Origin of the sequence: Streptomyces taklimakanensis (assembly GCF_009709575.1) — a bacterium.
GTDB lineage: Bacteria > Actinomycetota > Actinomycetes > Streptomycetales > Streptomycetaceae > Streptomyces > Streptomyces taklimakanensis.
Window position 1 is genome coordinate 1,543,067 of record NZ_WIXO01000001.1, and the last position, 16,196, is coordinate 1,559,262.

General features: G+C 72.5%; 18 protein-coding genes. 11 read left to right on the top strand and 7 right to left on the bottom strand.

The genetic code is table 11. From position 1 onward, the window contains the following. The first annotated feature begins 121 nt into the window (after positions 1-121). Entirely contained in the window at positions 122-772 is a 651-nt protein-coding gene (locus tag F0L17_RS06815; RefSeq protein WP_162465902.1) for a VTT domain-containing protein, read from the top strand. Between the two features lie 101 nt (positions 773-873). On the opposite strand, the gene F0L17_RS06820 is transcribed toward F0L17_RS06815, so the two are convergent. The 3 genes from F0L17_RS06820 to F0L17_RS06830 are packed head-to-tail and all read right to left on the bottom strand — an operon-like array spanning position 874 to position 2,814. After that, positions 874-1,695, bottom strand: coding sequence for an SAM-dependent methyltransferase (locus F0L17_RS06820; RefSeq protein ID WP_155070362.1), 822 nt, complete (start codon positions 1,693-1,695; stop codon positions 874-876). 39 nt (positions 1,696-1,734) lie between these two features. Further along, positions 1,735-1,971 (bottom strand): DUF397 domain-containing protein, encoded by a 237-nt coding sequence (locus tag F0L17_RS06825; protein ID WP_155070363.1) that lies wholly within the window; start codon positions 1,969-1,971, stop codon positions 1,735-1,737. A gap of 3 nt (positions 1,972-1,974) precedes the next feature. Continuing rightward, positions 1,975-2,814 carry a helix-turn-helix domain-containing protein gene (locus F0L17_RS06830; protein WP_338017984.1) on the bottom strand — a complete coding sequence of 280 codons (840 nt, stop codon included), beginning with the start codon at positions 2,812-2,814 and terminating at the stop codon, positions 1,975-1,977. 190 nt (positions 2,815-3,004) lie between these two features. On the opposite strand from F0L17_RS06830, the gene F0L17_RS06835 reads away from it, so the two are divergent. Continuing rightward, positions 3,005-3,427 (top strand): ATP-binding protein, encoded by a 423-nt coding sequence (locus tag F0L17_RS06835; RefSeq protein ID WP_155070364.1) that lies wholly within the window; start codon positions 3,005-3,007, stop codon positions 3,425-3,427. A gap of 565 nt (positions 3,428-3,992) precedes the next feature. After that, positions 3,993-4,337, top strand: a complete 345-nt coding sequence (locus F0L17_RS06840) for an alpha-amylase (protein WP_338017985.1) — start codon at positions 3,993-3,995, stop codon at positions 4,335-4,337. A gap of 60 nt (positions 4,338-4,397) precedes the next feature. Here F0L17_RS06840 and F0L17_RS06845 read toward each other — a convergent pair whose 3' ends face one another. Further along, the gene (locus F0L17_RS06845; RefSeq protein ID WP_155070365.1) at positions 4,398-4,961 is read right to left on the bottom strand and encodes a flavoprotein; all 564 of its coding nucleotides are present in this window, start codon (positions 4,959-4,961) and stop codon (positions 4,398-4,400) included. Positions 4,962-5,059: 98 nt separating this feature from the next. Here F0L17_RS06845 and F0L17_RS06850 point away from each other — a divergent pair, with 98 nt between their 5' ends. The 7 genes from F0L17_RS06850 (at position 5,060) to F0L17_RS06880 (ending at position 10,315) form a co-directional block, all read left to right on the top strand. Beyond that, entirely contained in the window at positions 5,060-6,244 is a 1,185-nt protein-coding gene (locus F0L17_RS06850) for a helix-turn-helix domain-containing protein (protein WP_162465903.1), read from the top strand. Between the two features lie 243 nt (positions 6,245-6,487). Next, positions 6,488-6,838, top strand: coding sequence for a DUF6415 family natural product biosynthesis protein (locus F0L17_RS28275; protein WP_155070367.1), 351 nt, complete (start codon positions 6,488-6,490; stop codon positions 6,836-6,838). After that, positions 6,835-7,419, top strand: a complete 585-nt coding sequence (locus F0L17_RS06860; protein WP_155070368.1) for a hypothetical protein — start codon at positions 6,835-6,837, stop codon at positions 7,417-7,419. Before F0L17_RS28275 ends, F0L17_RS06860 begins: the two co-directional genes overlap by 4 nt. A gap of 255 nt (positions 7,420-7,674) precedes the next feature. Beyond that, positions 7,675-8,115 (top strand): gas vesicle protein, encoded by a 441-nt coding sequence (locus F0L17_RS28015; RefSeq protein WP_155070369.1) that lies wholly within the window; start codon positions 7,675-7,677, stop codon positions 8,113-8,115. A 49-nt stretch (positions 8,116-8,164) separates the two neighbouring features. Continuing rightward, a complete protein-coding gene (locus F0L17_RS28020) occupies positions 8,165-9,061 on the top strand; it encodes a gas vesicle protein (RefSeq protein WP_338017986.1) in 897 nt (298 codons plus the stop codon). Positions 9,062-9,101: 40 nt separating this feature from the next. Next, positions 9,102-9,416, top strand: a complete 315-nt coding sequence (locus F0L17_RS06875) for a gas vesicle protein K (RefSeq protein ID WP_155070370.1) — start codon at positions 9,102-9,104, stop codon at positions 9,414-9,416. Next, positions 9,413-10,315, top strand: a complete 903-nt coding sequence (locus tag F0L17_RS06880) for a GvpL/GvpF family gas vesicle protein (protein WP_338017987.1) — start codon at positions 9,413-9,415, stop codon at positions 10,313-10,315. The genes F0L17_RS06875 and F0L17_RS06880 overlap by 4 nt, the downstream gene beginning before the upstream one ends. Before the next feature lie 72 nt (positions 10,316-10,387). Here the strand turns inward: F0L17_RS06880 and F0L17_RS06885 are convergent, their stop codons facing one another. From F0L17_RS06885 to F0L17_RS06895, 3 genes are all read right to left on the bottom strand, one after another. Then, positions 10,388-10,948: a TerB family tellurite resistance protein gene (locus F0L17_RS06885; protein WP_162465904.1), complete on the bottom strand. Its 561-nt coding sequence runs from the start codon at positions 10,946-10,948 to the stop codon at positions 10,388-10,390. 128 nt (positions 10,949-11,076) lie between these two features. After that, positions 11,077-11,487, bottom strand: a complete 411-nt coding sequence (locus tag F0L17_RS06890) for a Rid family hydrolase (protein ID WP_162465905.1) — start codon at positions 11,485-11,487, stop codon at positions 11,077-11,079. Between the two features lie 245 nt (positions 11,488-11,732). Further along, positions 11,733-13,301, bottom strand: coding sequence for a PQQ-dependent sugar dehydrogenase (locus F0L17_RS06895; protein WP_155070371.1), 1,569 nt, complete (start codon positions 13,299-13,301; stop codon positions 11,733-11,735). 1,055 nt (positions 13,302-14,356) lie between these two features. Between F0L17_RS06895 and F0L17_RS06900 the strand changes: the two genes are divergently transcribed. Next, positions 14,357-14,911 carry a DUF4262 domain-containing protein gene (locus F0L17_RS06900; protein ID WP_155070372.1) on the top strand — a complete coding sequence of 185 codons (555 nt, stop codon included), beginning with the start codon at positions 14,357-14,359 and terminating at the stop codon, positions 14,909-14,911. Positions 14,912-16,196 lie beyond the last annotated feature (1,285 nt).

A 16,196-nucleotide genomic window follows, 5' to 3' on the forward strand; every position in this document is an offset into this window, starting at 1 on the left:
CGACGGGGAGGAGCCGTGTCGCGGCACCCCGGCCGATCCTCACGGGTGACACGGGCGTAGGCTGTTCGGCGGCATACCGCTCGCGGACGGAACCGGGGTCGGGGCCGAGCGGGGGGTGGAAGTGCAGGAAACACTGGGGGAGTTGATCTACGCCCCCTGGGTCTACGTGCTCGTGGCACTGTCGGTGTTGCTCGACGTCTTCCTCCCCTTCCTGCCCAGCGGCGTCATCGTCGTCGCGGCCGCGACTGTCGCCGCGGGGGCCGCCGCCGAGGCGGCCGAATCCGCCGGGCTCGCCGCGGCGACGACGAGCGCCGCACTGCCCGAGACGTTCGTCCTGGTGCTCTGTGCCGCGAGCGCCTCGGTCCTGGGGGATCTGGTGGTGTACCGGCTCGCCCGTCACGGCAGCACCCGTTTCGACCGGGCCGTGGCCCGCTCCCGGCGGCTGTCGACCGCCCAGGAACGGCTCGGACAGGCGCTGCGGCAGGGCGCCGGTCCGCTGTTCGTCCTGGCCCGGTTCGCCCCGGCCGGCCGCTCGGTGATGAGTCTGGCGGCGGGCGTCGCGCAGCGCCGCACGCGGGAGTTCCTGCCCTGGTCGGCCCTGGCGGGCCTGGCGTGGGCGCTGTACAGCGTGGGAATCGGCTACTTCGGGGGGCAGTGGCTGGGCTCGACGTGGCTGGGCGCGGCGGTTCCGGCACTGGCCCTCTTCGGCGCGGGCGGAGTGGCGACCTGCCTGGTCCGACGCAGGAACGCGTCGGCCCCGCGGGCGGCCTGACCCCGCGCCTTTCTCCGGCGTCCGCGGGGCTCCGCACGCCCCGCCGCGCGGGGCGGCGGGGCGGGGCCGTCGACGATGGGGCCGGCGGACGGCTCAAGGGGTCAGGGCTTGCGGGCGACTCCCGCGTAGAGGGAGACCTCCGCGTCGGTGACGTCCGCGTAGGGCTGGTCGGGTTCCGGCCTCCAGCGGTGCGGCACCACCAGACCCGGTTCGACGAACTCCAGCCCGTCGAAGAAGCGCAGGATCTGCTCCCGGGTGCGGTCCTGGGCCCCGGCCGCGGAACCCGACATCGACATCTGGTGCAGCCGCTCCCACGTCTCGGGGTCGAGGTCGGGGGTGCAGTGGGTGAGGGTGAGGTAGCTGCCCGACGGCAGCGCGTCCACCAACCGTGCCACCAGTTCGTACGGCTTCTTGTCGTCGTTGATGTAGTGGAGCAGCGCGTTGAGGGAGAGCGCGACCGGACGGTCCATGTCCAGGACCTCGCGCAGTTCGGGGTGGTTCAGGATCGAGTCCGGATCGGTCGCGTCCGCGTGCAGGTAGGCGGTGCGGCCCTCGGGCGTGCTGCGCAGCAGCGCCTGCGCGTAGCGCAGCACGATGGGGTCGTTGTCGGCGTAGACGACCCGCGCCTCGGGCGCTGTGCCCTGGACGACCTGGTGCAGGTTGGGCTCGGTCGGAATGCCCGTGCCGACGTCCAGGAACTGGCGGATGCCGGCCTCGCGGACGAGCCACCGCGCGGCCCGGTGCATGAAGGCGCGGTTGACGCGGGCGCCGGTCCGCACCCCGGGCCAGATGCCGATGACGGCCTCCGCTCCCTGGATGTCGGCTTCGTAGTTGGTCTTTCCTCCGAGGAAGTAGTCGTACATGCGGGCCGAGTGCGGCCTGCTGGTGTCGATGTCGTCGGCGTGGAAGCCCTGGGCGGTCATCTGCTCTCCCGTGGGGGGTGGTGGTGGACTCGGAGCCGCTCAGGTGAGCAGGAAGTCGGCCTCGCCGAGCTTGGCTCCCCGGATGAACGACTCGATCTCCTGGTAGGTGTAGATCAGGGCGGGACCATCGGGGTCACTGGACTGCCGCAGGGCCACCCGGCCGTCGCCGAGCTTCATCGCTTCCACGCAGTTGCCGCCGTTGGTGCCGCTCCAGGGCTTCTGCCAGCCCTCGGTCCCGAGTTCCTTGGCCGGCATCCCGTTGTAAATGTGACCCATCGGTCAGAACTCCTTGCGAATGGCACCGAGGAACTCCTCGGTGTGTCGTACTGATGCGGCCTGCGCACCCATGCGGTCCAACACCTCCAGGTAGGCGGCCGTGTCGGGGCGCTCGTCGACGTAGACGGCACCGGTGAGGCCCTCGGTGTAGACGATGTCCGGGAGTTCCGGTATGTCGAACCGGAAGAGCTGGAAGGGCCCGAACATCCCCGGGTGGGGTCCCGCCTCGAACGGCAGGACCTGGAGGGAGACGTTCGGTGCCGCCAGCACCTCCGCAAGCCGGTCGATCTGCTTCCGCATGACCTCGGGACCCCCGACCGGCCTGCGCAGGACCGTTTCGTCCATCACGACCCACAGCCTGGGCGCGTCGTTCCGGACCAGAAGCGCCTGCCGCTCCATGCGCAGCGCCACGCGGCGGTCCAGCTCCTCCTCGGAGGCGTTGGGGAAACCGGTGCGCAGCAGCTCGCGGGCGTAGTCCTCGGTCTGGAGCAGCCCGGGAACGCAGTGCGGCTCGTAGCCGCGGATGACGTTGGCCGCTCCCTCCAGGCTCACGTACAGGCCGAACCAGTCGGGCAGCACGTCCCGGAACCGGTGCCACCATCCCGGCCTGCGGGATTCCTCCACCAGTGCGAGGAAGGAGTCGATCTCCCGCCGTTCGACCCCGTAGGTCTCCAGCAGCTTCTCGACGAACAGCGGTTTCAAGCCGACTTCGGCCTTCTCCATCCGCCGCACCGTGGCGGCGTTCACGCTGAGCGCCCGGGCGGCTTCCTCGAAGGAGCATCCGGCCCGTTCCCGCAGGTCGCGGAGCCTCAGGCCGAGCACTATCCGCCCGACGGTCGCCACGTTTCCTCCTCAAAACCCCGATCGAAAAGAGAGTCTGACACACCGTCGATGCCGGACACAGCCTGCCCCCGATATTCTGCAATTTGCAAGACGCCTCTTGCCTTCTGCCTACCGCAGCGAGGATAGTGAGGACTCCCCGCAGGACGATGGACACGGAAGGCGGACGGCCGTGGCGCTACCCCAAGGCACGATGACGCTCCCGACCTCGGTCGGCCTCTGCCCCGACCTGCGTCAGGAGACCTTCGAGCTGCCGGCCCAGGCCGTCTCCGTCGCCGACGCGCGCAACCGGGTCCACGAGCGTCTGCTCCAGTGGGGGTTCGCCCCGGAGGTCTGCCACACGGCACGGCTGGTGGTCTCCGAACTGTTCACCAACGCCGTGCTGCACACGGACAGCGACCGGATCGGCTGCCTGCTCTACGTCGCCGACGGTCAGGTCCGCATCGAGGTGCGCGATCAGGGCAGCTACACCAGCACCCCGATGCTGCGCTTCCCCGGGGCCGACGAGGAGCGCGGCCGGGGACTCCAGCTCATCGAAACGCTCGCACAGGCCTGGGGGGTGGAGTCCGCAGGACTCGGACTGGGCCACATCGTGTGGGCCGTCATCCGGCCCTGAGCCGTCCAGCGGCCGGATGACCGCAAGGGCCCGGACCCGCCTCGGCGAGGGGGCGGGACCGGGCCGCGGACGGGAGGGGGTCCGAACCGCGTGGGGGCGGCTCGGACCCCCTCCCCTCCTTTCCTCGTCCTTCTCTCCCTTCTTCCCCCTCCCTCCTCCCCTTCTTCCTCTTCTCCCTCTTCTCCTCCCGCCGCGCGCGGTGACGGAGCGCCAACGGCCCCTACTTGCGCAATGAGTTGAAAATTCTTTCGGCCACTTCCTCCGCCGAAGAGCGTCAAAGCCTCGGCACCGCTCCCCCGCTGGCCACAGCGCCGACTCCACCGCCCGTCGGGGGCACCGAAGCCACGGCGTCCCCGACGAGCGAGGAGACCCCACAACCGAGCGAAACGGAGGAAAACCGGTTCGTCCTGCGGCGGAGCGTCCCGTACCGCCCCCTCGGCACCACAGCGCGGAGGACGTCAGCTCTTGCGCAAGGAGTCGCAAATTCTTCCATGAGGGAATCGGGGTTCCCTACGCTCGCACCGAGAAGCCGACCCGTCGTCATGTCCCACGAAGGGAAGCCACCGTGCGCGCTCCGCTACGCCGTTCCCTCCTCGCGGCCGTTCCCGCGGCCGCCCTCGCCCTGCTGTGCGCGGGAATCGCCCTCGGCTCCCCGGCACGGGCCGCCGAGGAGCCCCACGCCGGGGAGAGCTCCGCCCCGTCCTGCCTCCGGTACTCGGCGGGCTGGCGCTACACCTTCGTCACCAACGACTGCGACACCGTCCGACACCTCACCGTGGAGTACTCCGACGGCCGGACCGTCCCCTGCCGCACCGCCGCGCCCCGCGAGACCGTGACGTTCCCCGGCCACGGCTTCGGGACCGGCGTCGACGTCACCGGGGTGCGCGCCTGCCCGGCCGTGCCGTCCTGACCCGCCCCGGCCGCGGCGCGTCCGGGAGCCGACCACCGGCCCCGCGGGGCCCGTAACCCCTCACCCCGCGCCGCCCCGCTCCCGCGCCTCCACCGCCTCGCCGGCGGCCTCCAGCGCCAGATGCCACGGGTACTCCTCCGGCCGCCCCTGCCCCGGCGGGTTCGGTTCGAACCCGCCGGGGCCGTAGAGCATCCGCACCCCCGCCCCGCGCAGGGTCTCCACCGAGCGGTCGAACTGCGGGTGCCGGGCGTAGGTCGAGTTCAGGCACGGCATCATCACGAGCGGGATGCGCTTGCCCATGGCCTCCGCCGTGAACCCCACGACGAACGTCGAAGTGATGCCCAGCGCACAGGCGTTGACCGTGTGCAGCGTCGCCGGGGCCACCACCACGGCATCCGTCCGGGGCCACGTCTCGGGCCGGCCGTACGCCCGGTAGGAGCTGCGCACCGGGTGCCCGGTCAGCTCCTCCAACTCCTCCAGCCGGTCCGCCAACCACTCCCGCGCGGTGGGCGTCAGCCCCAGGCACACGTCCCACCCCCGCGCCTGCGCGTCGCGGACCGCGCGATCGACGTATACGACCGGCGGGGCCGCGCAGCCGAAGAGGTACATGACTCGCTTCCTCATGCCCGGAAGTTCATCACACCTGTTCAGCGCGGGCAGGTGGGAAGGAGGGCCGCACCCGGGTAGCGTTCCTGCAATTGCACGGAACGGAGGAACCCGGGGTGCCCTCACTCGACGACGATCACATCGGCATCCGGATCGCGGCACAGCGGAAACGCGCCGGACTCACCCAGCAGGGCCTCGCCCAACGCATCCCCTACTCCTACAGCCTCCTGCGGCACGTCGAGAGTGGCCACAAGAGCGCGTCGCCGCAGTTCGTCGCCGCCGTCGCCCGAGCCCTGGGGATCGAGACCGCGGTGCTGACGGGACAGCACACCCCCTCCCCCCGACCCGACCGCGTCACCTCCCTGGTGCAGCCCGTCCGCGAGGCGCTCGACCTGTACGACCTGCCACCGGACCCCCATCTGCCCACAGCGCCGCCCCACGAGCTGGTCGCGGCCGCCGACGCCCTCTGCCGCGACGTGCGGGGAGCACGGCTGTACCAGGCCGCGACGGTCCTGCCCGGGCTCCTCGCCGACCTCAGCGCCACCTGCCGGGAACGCCCGGCGACCGAACTGTGGCGGGCCCTGGCCTCGGCCTGCCGCAGCGCGCACGACGTGACGACGAAGCTCGGCTGCTACGACCTGGCGACGGTGGCGCTGGACCGGATGGGCTGGGCCGCCGAGCAGGCCGGCGACCCCCTGCTCGGCGCGATCCGTCAGTACAAACGAGCCCTGTCCTACCGCAGTCGGGACGCCGAGCACCGCATCGGCCTGCGCATGGTGGCGGCCGGACACGAGATGCTGCGCCAGACCGTCGAGACCACCGAGTCCCTGGCGGTGGCCGGGCAACTCCACCTGGGCGCGGCCGTGATCGCCGCCCGCGCGGGCGACCGGAGCGCCGTGGAGTGCCACCTGGAACGGGCCGGTGAGATCGCCCGGCGCACCGGGGAGGTCGGAGCGGTGCACTGGCTCTCCTTCGGCCCGGCGAACGTGGGGGCCCACGAGGTGTTCGCCCGGCTGGAGTTGCGCCAGTACGACGAGGCGCTCGCGGCGGCGCGGGCCGTCCGTCCGCCGCGCGGCTGGGCGGCGTCGCGGCGAGCCGCGCTGCTGGTGGACCGGGCCCGCGCGGAGATGGAGACCGGACGGGTGGAGGCGGCGCTCGCCTCGCTGGCCAGGGCCCGCGAACTGGCGCCCCAGCAGACCCGTTTCCACCCCCGGGTGCGGGAGACGGTGAGCGGCCTGCTGAACCTGCGGCGCCGCTCGCCGGACGCCCTGACGCGGATGGCCGCGTGGGTGGGGGTCTGAGGGGCGCCCGTGCGGCGGCGGATGCCCCCTCGGACGCCGGCGGCGGACGCCGGGGGCCGGTGTCACCGAAGAGTGACAGTTGAGGGGTGTCCGCGCCGCCACCCTGGGTGCGTAAGCGACCATGACGACGCCCGGGGACCTCCGTTGCAGACGCCGCCCGACGCCACATCGCCCACCCCCGCGGTCCCTCCCGCGGACGGCCGCCGAACCGGAGCCCCGGGACCGGCGGACGCGCCCGGACCGGTGGACGCACCGGCACCGGTGGACGTCGAGGCCGTCCGACGCACCATCCGCCGGGCCCTGGCCCACGGCAGCGCGCTCCCCCACCACGAGGAGTTGGTGGAGCTGGAGGCACTGCTGCGGGAGCACATCCGACGGCTGCTGCCCATCGCACGGGCCCGCGCGGCGGCGCTGCGGCCGGTCTCCCCGCAACGGCTGCGGTACCGGGCACGCCTGGAGTGGATCGCCAACCAGGTCGGCCGCGGACTCGGCGAAGGGCTGCCGTCCGCCCGGCAACAGGTGCGGTCCCTCGCCCAGGACTGCCGCTGGCTGCTGCACCAGACCCCCGAGTGGAACAGGAAGGCGACACCGTGACCATCTCCCCCCGCTCCACGCCGGGCGACCGGGCCGACCGCACCGCTCCGTCGGCGGGTACGGTCCCCCGGCCGCGCCCCGCGATGGACGACACACCGGACCTCCGCCCCGGCACCGACGGGGATTCCCCGGCGACCGGCTGGCTGCGCCCCACCGGACGTGTCCCCGCCGTGCTGTCGGCCTGGGGACACGGCGTGCTGGCCGAGGTTCCCACCGGGATCGCCTGGGACGTCGTGCGCGTCCCCTCCGAACTGGGCCCCGACACGGTGCGGCGGCTCCGCGCCACCCGGGCGCCGCTCGGTCCCGTCCTCACCACCCCCCTGGGCACGGACTTCGTCGTCGCGCCCGGCTCGGCGGACGGCTGGGCCGTCACCGGAACGAGCGTGCTGGGCCGCGGCACGCTCGTCCTGCTGCCGCCCCCGGAGACCGTCGAGCCCCGGCGGGTCGGGAGCCGCGGCTGGCTCGTCGCCCCGGACGGCCGCGGGACGCTGACCCGCGCGGCGGACCTGCGGGACGCCTACACCGAGGCCCTGTCCGCCGCGGCGGCGGCCCAGGAGTCGGCGGCCGTCGAACCCGCGTGACGAACCCCCGGACGGGAGCGGTCCCCACCCCACCGCTCCCCTGACCCGCCCTCCGTCCCGCGGTGCCCCGCAACGGACCCCACGGCCCCGTGCGCCCGGCGCACGGGGCGCACGCATGGGAGGCGGTCACCCGGATAGGCGTACGGGGTGACCAGTTACCAGGAGAGAGGCGTTCCCACCGGGGCCGACGCGACCTCGCCCGCGCCGCCGCGCGCACCCGTGGCGCCACGGGCCAGACCGTCGCCCCCACGGCCGTTGGAGCCGCGACGGGACGGCGAGGGCAGCCTGGCCCATGTGGTGGAGACCCTCCTCGACAAGGGCCTGGTGCTCAACGCGGACATCATGGTGTCGGTGGCCGGTGTCGAACTCCTCGGCATCCGACTGCGCGCGGCCCTCGCCTCGTTCGAGACGGCCGCGCGGTACGGACTGGAGTTCCCCTCCGGCACCGACGTCGAGACCGCCGCCTGGCGCGAGGCCCGCGAGGAGCGGGACACCTGCCCCGAGTGCGGCAAGCGTTCCCCGGTACGGCAGTTGCTGGAGGACATGTGCCCGTGGTGCGGGTGGCGCAGCGCGCGGGCTCGGCTGGCCGACCGCGTCGCGCCCGCCCTGCCGGAGACCTCCGACGCTCCCTCGGGCGAGCGGTCCGCGGGGAAGCCGGCCGCGGCGGCCTCCCGGGAGGACGGGGACCGTGGCTGAGCGGACGCCCTCCGGCACGACACCGTTGAGGCCGACGCGGGATCCGCGCGTGACGCTGGACGACCTCGTCGAGGTCCTGCTGAACAAGGGCGCCGTCCTGCACCTGGACCTCATCGTGGCGGTGGCCGACATCCCGCTGATCGGCGTCAGCCTGCGCGCCGCGATCGCCGGCATGGAGACCATGCTGGAGTACGGCATGATGCGCCGGTGGGACGAGGACACCCGCGCCTGGGTGGAACGCTCCACCGCCCGCCGCGACCTGGAGCCGGCGCCCGGCGAACACCACGTCGCCCACATGCGCGGCGGCCACCTGCTCCAGGACGGCTTCCGGACCACCTGGCGGCCCGGCACCGTCCACCTCACCGACCGACGGCTGGTCGTGCTGCGCCGGGAGCCGCGCGAGGTGCTGTGGGAGACGGAGTTGACGGCGATCCGCGCGGTGCGGCCGGAGACCGAACGCACCGTCGGCGGCGAGGTGCGCACCCGGCTGCGCGTCGTCCTCGACGACGGACGCGAGGGCCTGCTCTCCGCCTCCGACCCGGAGAGGCTGCGCGAACTGCTGGCGAGCACCTGCCCCGGCCCCCTGGAGACCGGCCCCCCGCCCCGGGAGCCCGACGAGGGCCGCACCGTCGTCGAGGGGCACCTCTGGTACCACGAGCCGCGCCGGGACGGCTCCCTGTGGCGGGGCGGGCACGGGCGGCTCACCCCGGACGGACTGGTCTGGAAGTCGCCCCTGGACGCCCGGCCCGCCCTCGTCGTCCCCGCCGACGCCGTCGTCGCGGCGCGCCCCGCCCCCGGCGACGGTCCGGGCGGCGAGGGGACCGTCCTCACCCTGGAGACGACCTCGCAGGGGACGGTGACGCTCGGGACGGACGAACCGCGCCGCTGGGCGCGGGCCCTGGACGCGCTGCGCCGCGAACCGTCGCGGCCGCTCCGGACGTCGTGACGCGCCGGGGCCCCGGAACCGGTAGCTGGGAGGAGAGAACATGGCCATCACCGTCGACGAGAAGAGCCTGAAACAAGGTGTGCTGTCCCTGGTCGTCACTTTGGTGGAGGTGATCCAGGAGGCTCTGGAACGGCAGGCGCTGCGCCGGATGAACGGCGGCGACCTCACCCCGGAGGAACTCGAACGCCTCGGTGACGCGCTCCTCGAACTGGACGAGGCGATCGAGGAGATCAAGGCGGACCACGGCATCACCGACTCCGTCGCGGACCTCCACCGGGGGCTGGACGAGGTCGTCGACGACGTGGTGGACAAGCTGGTCGATCCCGGCCGCTGGGCCGAGGAGGCACGGAGGTGACGGACACCGTGGCACGGAACCGGATCCCGGCGGGGGACGCTCCGGCGCGGGAGATGACGGAATCACCGCGTCCGGCGCGCCCGACCGACCGGGCCCTGTACGTGTACGCCCTGCTCCCGGACCAGGAGGGCGCCGCGGACGGCGTCACCGGCGTCGACGGCCGTCCCCTGCGCCTGGTGGCCGCGCCCGGCACGGGGATCGCCGCCCTGGTGCACGACGCGGACCCCGCCCCCTACGAGGGGACGGACGAGGAGGTGCGCCGCCGGGTGGCCGAGCAGGACCAGGCGGTGGTGACGGTGTGGGAGCGCACCGGGGCGCTGCTGCCCATGACCTTCAACGTGCTGGTCGCCCCCGACGCCTTTGCCGACCCGCCGCGTCCGGCCGAGGACCGGCTGCGCGACTGGATCGCCTCCCACGCCTCCGACCTGCACGCCCGCTTCCGGGCCCTGACCGACCGGGCCGAACTGCGGGTGGAGATCGCCATCGACCGAGCCGCCGCGGCGCGGGACGACGACCGCGCCCGCGCCCTGGAGGAGGAGATGGCCCGACACTCCCCGGGGCTGCGGCGGTTGATGTCGAAACAGTTGGAGCAGCTGCGGCGGGAGTCCTCCGAGCGGCTGGCCGACGCCCTCCACGCCGACGTGCGCCACCGACTGCTGGCCGTGGCCGAGGACCTGCGCGAGCGCGGCCGGGCCGTACGGGATCCGCGGGAGGCGGACGTGCTCTCCGCCGCCCTGCTGGTGCGCACCTCGGACATCGAGGCGGTGGGCACCGTCCTCGCGACCGTCCAGGACGAGAACCCGGCCGCCCGCATCCGCTTCCTGGGCCCCTGGCCGCCGTACTCCTTCGCCGAACTGCCCGAGGGCACACCTCCCGAACCGCCCGCCGTCCGCGGCTGACGGCGGACTCGCCACGGCCGGCCCCGTCGGTCGCCGGTGGTCGGGCCACCGGCGACCGACGGGGGGCCGTCCTCAGATGTCGAACTCCGACGGGGAGAGGCCCAGCGCGGCGCAGACCTCGCGGATGACGTGCTGTTCGGCCTGGGCGAAGTAGCCGTCGGCGCCCGCGACGACGATGCCCGTCCGAACCACCGCCCGGGCCTCGGAGGGCTTCTTGGCGACCTTGGCGATCTCCTGCATCGCCTCCGCACGGCCCGCCTGGGGGTTGGCCATGAGCCGCTCGATGTGCTTGTTGAACCGTTGGCGCAACTGGTCGGGCGGGAAGTTCTGGAGGACGTCGTTGCCGACGATCATCGTCTCCATCTGCTGCCGCTCGGAGGCGTCGATCTGCCCGTCGGCAGCGGCCACCAGGGCGCACATCGCCATGCTGGCGTCCCGGTAGGCACCGCTCTTCAACTCGGCCTTGGCCGCGCTGAGTTGGGACTTCAACAGGCCGACGAGCTGGGCGCGCGATCCCCCTCCACCGCCGGAGCCGCCGGAACCGTGGCCCTGCCCGAGGCCGCCCGCCCCCTGTCCGCCCCGGGACTGCTGAAGGCTCTTGGCCTGGTCCTTGATCCGATCCCACATCGCCACTGGTGCCACCTCGGCTTCGATCGCGGCCCGTCTCGTACGGGCCGCCGTGTCCCACGGTCTGTCACGACAACGCCCGCGGGTGGCCTCCCGGTTCCTGGAACGCCGGGACGGCCGTCGGCGTCCGCCCGTCAGGAGTCGAGCACGGCGGCGACCGCCTCGATCTCCACCAGTTGGGCGTCGTAGCCGAGGACGGTGACGCCCATCAGGGTGCTGGGGACGTCGTGGTCGCCGAAGGCGTCCCGGACCACCTCCCAGGCGGTCACCAGATCCTCCTGCCGGTCGGAGGCGACGAGCACCCGGGTGCTGATGACGTCCTCGATCGTCGCTCCGGCCTCGGCGAGCGCGGTCCTCATGTTCTCCACCGCCCTGGCGGCCTGCCCGGCGTAGTCCCCCACCGCCACCGTGGCGCCCTCCTCGTCCAGGGGGCAGGCTCCGGCGAGGAACACCAGACGCGCGTCGGCGGGCGCGGTGGCGGCGTAGGCGTACTCCGCGACGTCGGACAGAGCGGTGGAGCGGATCAGTGTGACGGCACGAGGCACGGTGGTTCCCTTCCGACCGGTTCCAAGGCCGCCATCCTCCGGCTGCCCCCGGCCGATCGCCACCGGTTTTCCCGGGACCCTTCGGGGGGCTCCCCGACGCGCGGTGAGGCCGTCGGGGGCCGAAGGCGTCCCGGACCACCCCGGGCGGTCCGGGACGCCTGCCGGTCCGGTCGCGGCGTCACCCGCCCCACCGGCTCCGGCGAACGGCACTCACCGTCCGCTCCCCGGTGGGGGCGCGGTGCGCGTCAGTCGCCGGCGGTACCGGTGGCGCACTCGCCCCCGTTGAGTTCGAACCGCCGCGGCGGGGACGTGTCGCCGGTGTGGGAGGCCACGAAACCGAAGTCGACACTCGCGCCCGGGGGGATCGTGGCGTTGTATTCGGCGTTGCCGACGGTGACGACGGCGGCCTCGGAGAAGACGGCGTTCCAACCCGAGATGATGTCCTGCCCGGCGGGGAGGGCGAAGGAGAGCGCCCAGCCCTCGATCGGGGTGGCGCCGGTGTTGGTGACGGTGACGTCGGCGGTGAAGCCGGTGCCCCAGGTGCGCATCGTGTAGTCGACGTGGCAGGTCCGGACGGGCTCGGAGTCCTCGAAGGAGACCCGGTGCAGTCCACCGGGAAGGTCGTTGACGACGTAGAACTCGCCCTCCGCCGTGGTGCCGATCGCGGTGACCTGGGTGGGCGTCTTCCCGATCTCGGCCTGTTCGTAGCCGCCCTCGCCGTCCGGACGCAGCGCCCACACGGTGGACGAGCAGTAGTCGGTCGCCACGTAGGTGCCGGCCATCAGGTCGGCGTACTCCTCACCGCGGTAGACGTGCCCGCCGATGACGGCGCAGCCGCCACCGCTGAGGGGGTAGGTGAAGACCGGCTCGGTGTACTCCTCGCCGGGCAGGCAGTGCTCCTCGTCGAACACCTCCAGCCCCTCGTAGCAGGACCATCCGAGGTTCGCCCCGCCCTGTTCGGGAGTCAGGTGGTTGATCTCCTCCCAGCGGCCCTGGCCGACGTCGCCGATCCACATCGAGCCGTCCGCGGGGTCGATGGAGAACCGCCAGGGGTTGCGCAGCCCGTACAGCCAGATCTCCTCACGGGCGCCCTCGACTCCCACGAACGGGTTGTCCTCGGGGATGCAGTAGGGCAGGTCCCCGCAGCTTCCGCCGACGTCGATGCGCATGATCTTGCCCAGCAGGGTGTCCAGTCGCTGCCCGCTGCGGAAGGGGTCCCCGGACCCGCCGCCGTCACCGATGCTCCAGTACAGGTAGCCGTCGGGGCCGAAGGCGAGCTGACCGCCGTTGTGGTTGCTGTACTCGGCGTGCTCCTGGGCCAGCAGCACCTCCGGGCCGTCGCCGTCGAGCCGGTGGCGGGCCAGGGTCACCGCGCCGTCCGGCAGGGCCGTGTACGCCAGGTACAGCTCCTGGCTGTCGGCGAAGTCGGGGGGCAGGGCGATGCCGAGCAGCCCCCGCTCGTTGCCCGAGTTGTCCACTTCCGAGGTGATGTCGACGAGCGGGGTCTCCGCCAGCCCCGTGTCCGGGTGGTAGACGCGGACGGTGCCGGGCTTCTCGGTGATGAACAGCCGGCCCGTTCCGTCGTCGGGCGCGACGATGGCGGTGGGGCGCTTGAGACCGGAGGCGACCTGGGTGGTGGTCGTGGTGATGTTCTCCAGCGGAACCGACGCGGCGGCGTCCGCCCGCCGTTCGATCCGCGCCTCGGCGGAGGTCCCCGCCGAGGCGGCGGGTGGGGAGGCGGACGCGGAGAAGGGGGCCATCACGGCCAGGGAGAGGGCCAGCAGCAGTGAACCGGTCCAGCTGCGTCGTAACATGCGGGCTCCAGATGTGAAGACGTTTCCGTGGGGGGTACCGGGGGTGCGAGGCATGTTCGAACGTGCCAGCCCGCCCCGGCCACGTCGATCGCGTCCGGACCGCGCGGGGCCGTGAAGGCCGGCTCGACATCCGTCACTTCGGTGCGCCTGAGGGAACGTATCCGCTACCCCAACCACCACGCCAGACCCCCGTCGCACCCGGTCCGCCATGTGGGACGGCCCGTCGGAGCCGCCGCCGGGCACCCGCGCCCGGCGGGCGACACCGGAACAAACCGGGACAGCCCCTACGGACACGCCCACCGCACCCGACCCGGGATGAACGCGCCGACGTCGGAACCGACGCCGAAGCCCCCGGCCTCGGCCGGGGGCTTCGTGCCGGTGGGCACAGCCGGGTTCGAACCGCCGACATCCGCCCCGTAGGTTCGACCACCGGGCCGCGCGGCCTGCTCGGCCTCCGCACGGTTGACGGCTCCTGCTCCTCCTGCGGCCGTCTCGGTCCACCGTCGTCCGGGGACGTTGACGTCACCCGGTGATGTCAGCCGCAGCGGTGCCCGGGGTCACTTCTTACGGCGCTTGCGTGTCTTCGCCTTGCGCCTCTCGATGGTGTACGACGACCAGTCACCCCGATGGTGGTGGCAGCGTGACGCACCGACCATCGCGAGGTTCTGACACCGGGTGCCCTTCTCCGTCCACGCTCCGCACTTCGACTGTGTACGCGCCACGATGAGCCCTCCCCTGCCTCATGAGCCACCTCGACCCGTTCAGGGTCGCCTGGCGCTGCGGTTCCGTGGGAGGGCGCACACAGAAACCGCCGAAGCGTTCCCGAAGCACGTACGCGCCCCTGGTCGCCGCGCTCCTCGGGGCTCACGTCCGGCCGGAAGGGATCAGGCGGGTTCTCCGGGTACGGGCACAACCTCTCCAGCGTCGCAGATCGACTCCGGCGGCCCAGGCCGGAACAGGAAGACCGTGGTCACCCTCGACCGTCCTCTGTCACCACCTGCCCCCTCCGGCGGCCCGGAGACGGCCCCGGCCCGCGGCCGGCCTACTCTCCCTGGATGGACGAGTCCCCTTGCTTCTGCCTCCTCTGTGCCCCCACGCAGCGGGGTGGTCCCGCGTGGGAGGAACGTGACGGCCGCATAGCGAAGAACGTCGCCGACTTCGGCTGGCACGTCATGGGCGTGATGGCCGGCGGTGACGCCCCCGACGACTGGGGCTACTCCATCGGTCTCTGGCACACGTTGCGCAGTCCCGAGGTCAGCGTCTTCGGACTCCCCTCACAGACCGCGATGCGCGTGGTGAACGCTGCCGGTGCCGCGATACGGGACGGGGAGCGACTCCAGCCCGACCAGCGGCGAGGAGATGTCCTGAACGGTTACGACGTGGCGGTCCGGCCTGTGCATCCCAGCTGGTACCCGGACTTCTTCGGCGCGGGCATCGACTTCCACCAGACCCCACCGCTCCCCGTCGCGCAGCTGTTCTGGCCCGACAAGGCCGGACGGTTCCCGTGGGAGGAGGAGGCGGAGGACCACTGCCGCGCCGGTCAGCCCTTGCTGTGGATCCCAAAGGAAGACTCGGACGGCCCGTGGGCGGACCTCGCCCCCGAGACATAGACACACACGGGATCGGTGCATTCCCAACGGGCACGTCAAGTCGTACGCGATCTCGAAGACCGTCGCGGTGGCGACGCCACCGTGGGCCAAGTGCCTCCGCGTCTCCACGGCCCTCGACCAGCCAGGACGGTCAGGGGCCTCCGTCATGGTTGCCGCCTGTAAGCACCCCCTTGTTTCCCGCGGCTCCCCGGTCGCCCGGGCACGCGAGGGGAGCGCCCTCCTACGGAAACGACATTTCATGGTGAAGGTCGCAAGCATCGTTCTTCAGGTGCAGGCGGCGGAGATCTTGTAGCTCAGCCACGGGGAAGGGGTGCAGCACCCACTTCGCGTGATACCCCTCCTCGCCGTGCAGTTGCAGTACGGCCTGCGCCGACTCCAAGACGGCGTGAACGAAATCGCTGCGCGGCTGGACGGAGCTCCATGAAAGCTCACCATGATGGTCGGGTAGGTCAGAGTCCTCGTATATGTCACGGAACCGATAGATCACGATCTCGACATCCGACCCACGGTCGCGGAGCACCCACCTGTGCTCGGTCGGCTCCCCGTCGAAGGAGAAGCGCCGGGTGGAGCCAGGGCCGTAGAGACCACCTACGCCACCAAGCAAGTCGGCAAGAGCATTCGTGCAGTAGCCGGCGTGGGCCCTGTACTCCGACCGCCCATCCGCTATTCGGCAGTCTGCCCAACCAAACCCGGTCAGATCCCAACTGAATCGCAGCGCACTCGGCATTTGGCCCCTCCCCTGAGCGTCCACTGCAAGGTACACACCTCCCTCACCCACCACACGCCCCAGCTCCCCGCGCACGCCACTACGGACCCGCAGCCGGAAACGGCACCCCCCATCCCGGTGCCGGCCGATCCCCCGCCGGAGGCCCTGCTTTGACCGCGGCCGCGTTCGTGCGGGTGCTCGGCTCACGGGCACCTGCCCTGCCCACGCGTGGGAGTGCGTCGGCGCAGCGCCCGCAGCGCGGGCCGGAGGCATGAGCGCGGAGGGCGGAGCGGAGCGCAGCCGGGGCTTGTTGCCGTGGGGAAACTCCTACCGTACTGTTCGGCTCCCGGGCCCTTCTTCAACGGCGCCTCTTGGCTGCCGGGAACCGGTGTTGACCGTGATTGCCCGCCCGTTGTGGCACGACTGCGGCAAGGACTGATCCTCTCGTTGCGAACCACCGGCGGGACGGTTGCTGAGGTTCGCCGGGCCGGCCGGCCGTCGTCCTAGGTGCGCCGGTCGGCCGCGACCACGCCGGTTGCCGCGCCCGCTGCTGTACAGCTTCAACCTCCATGCTCAATC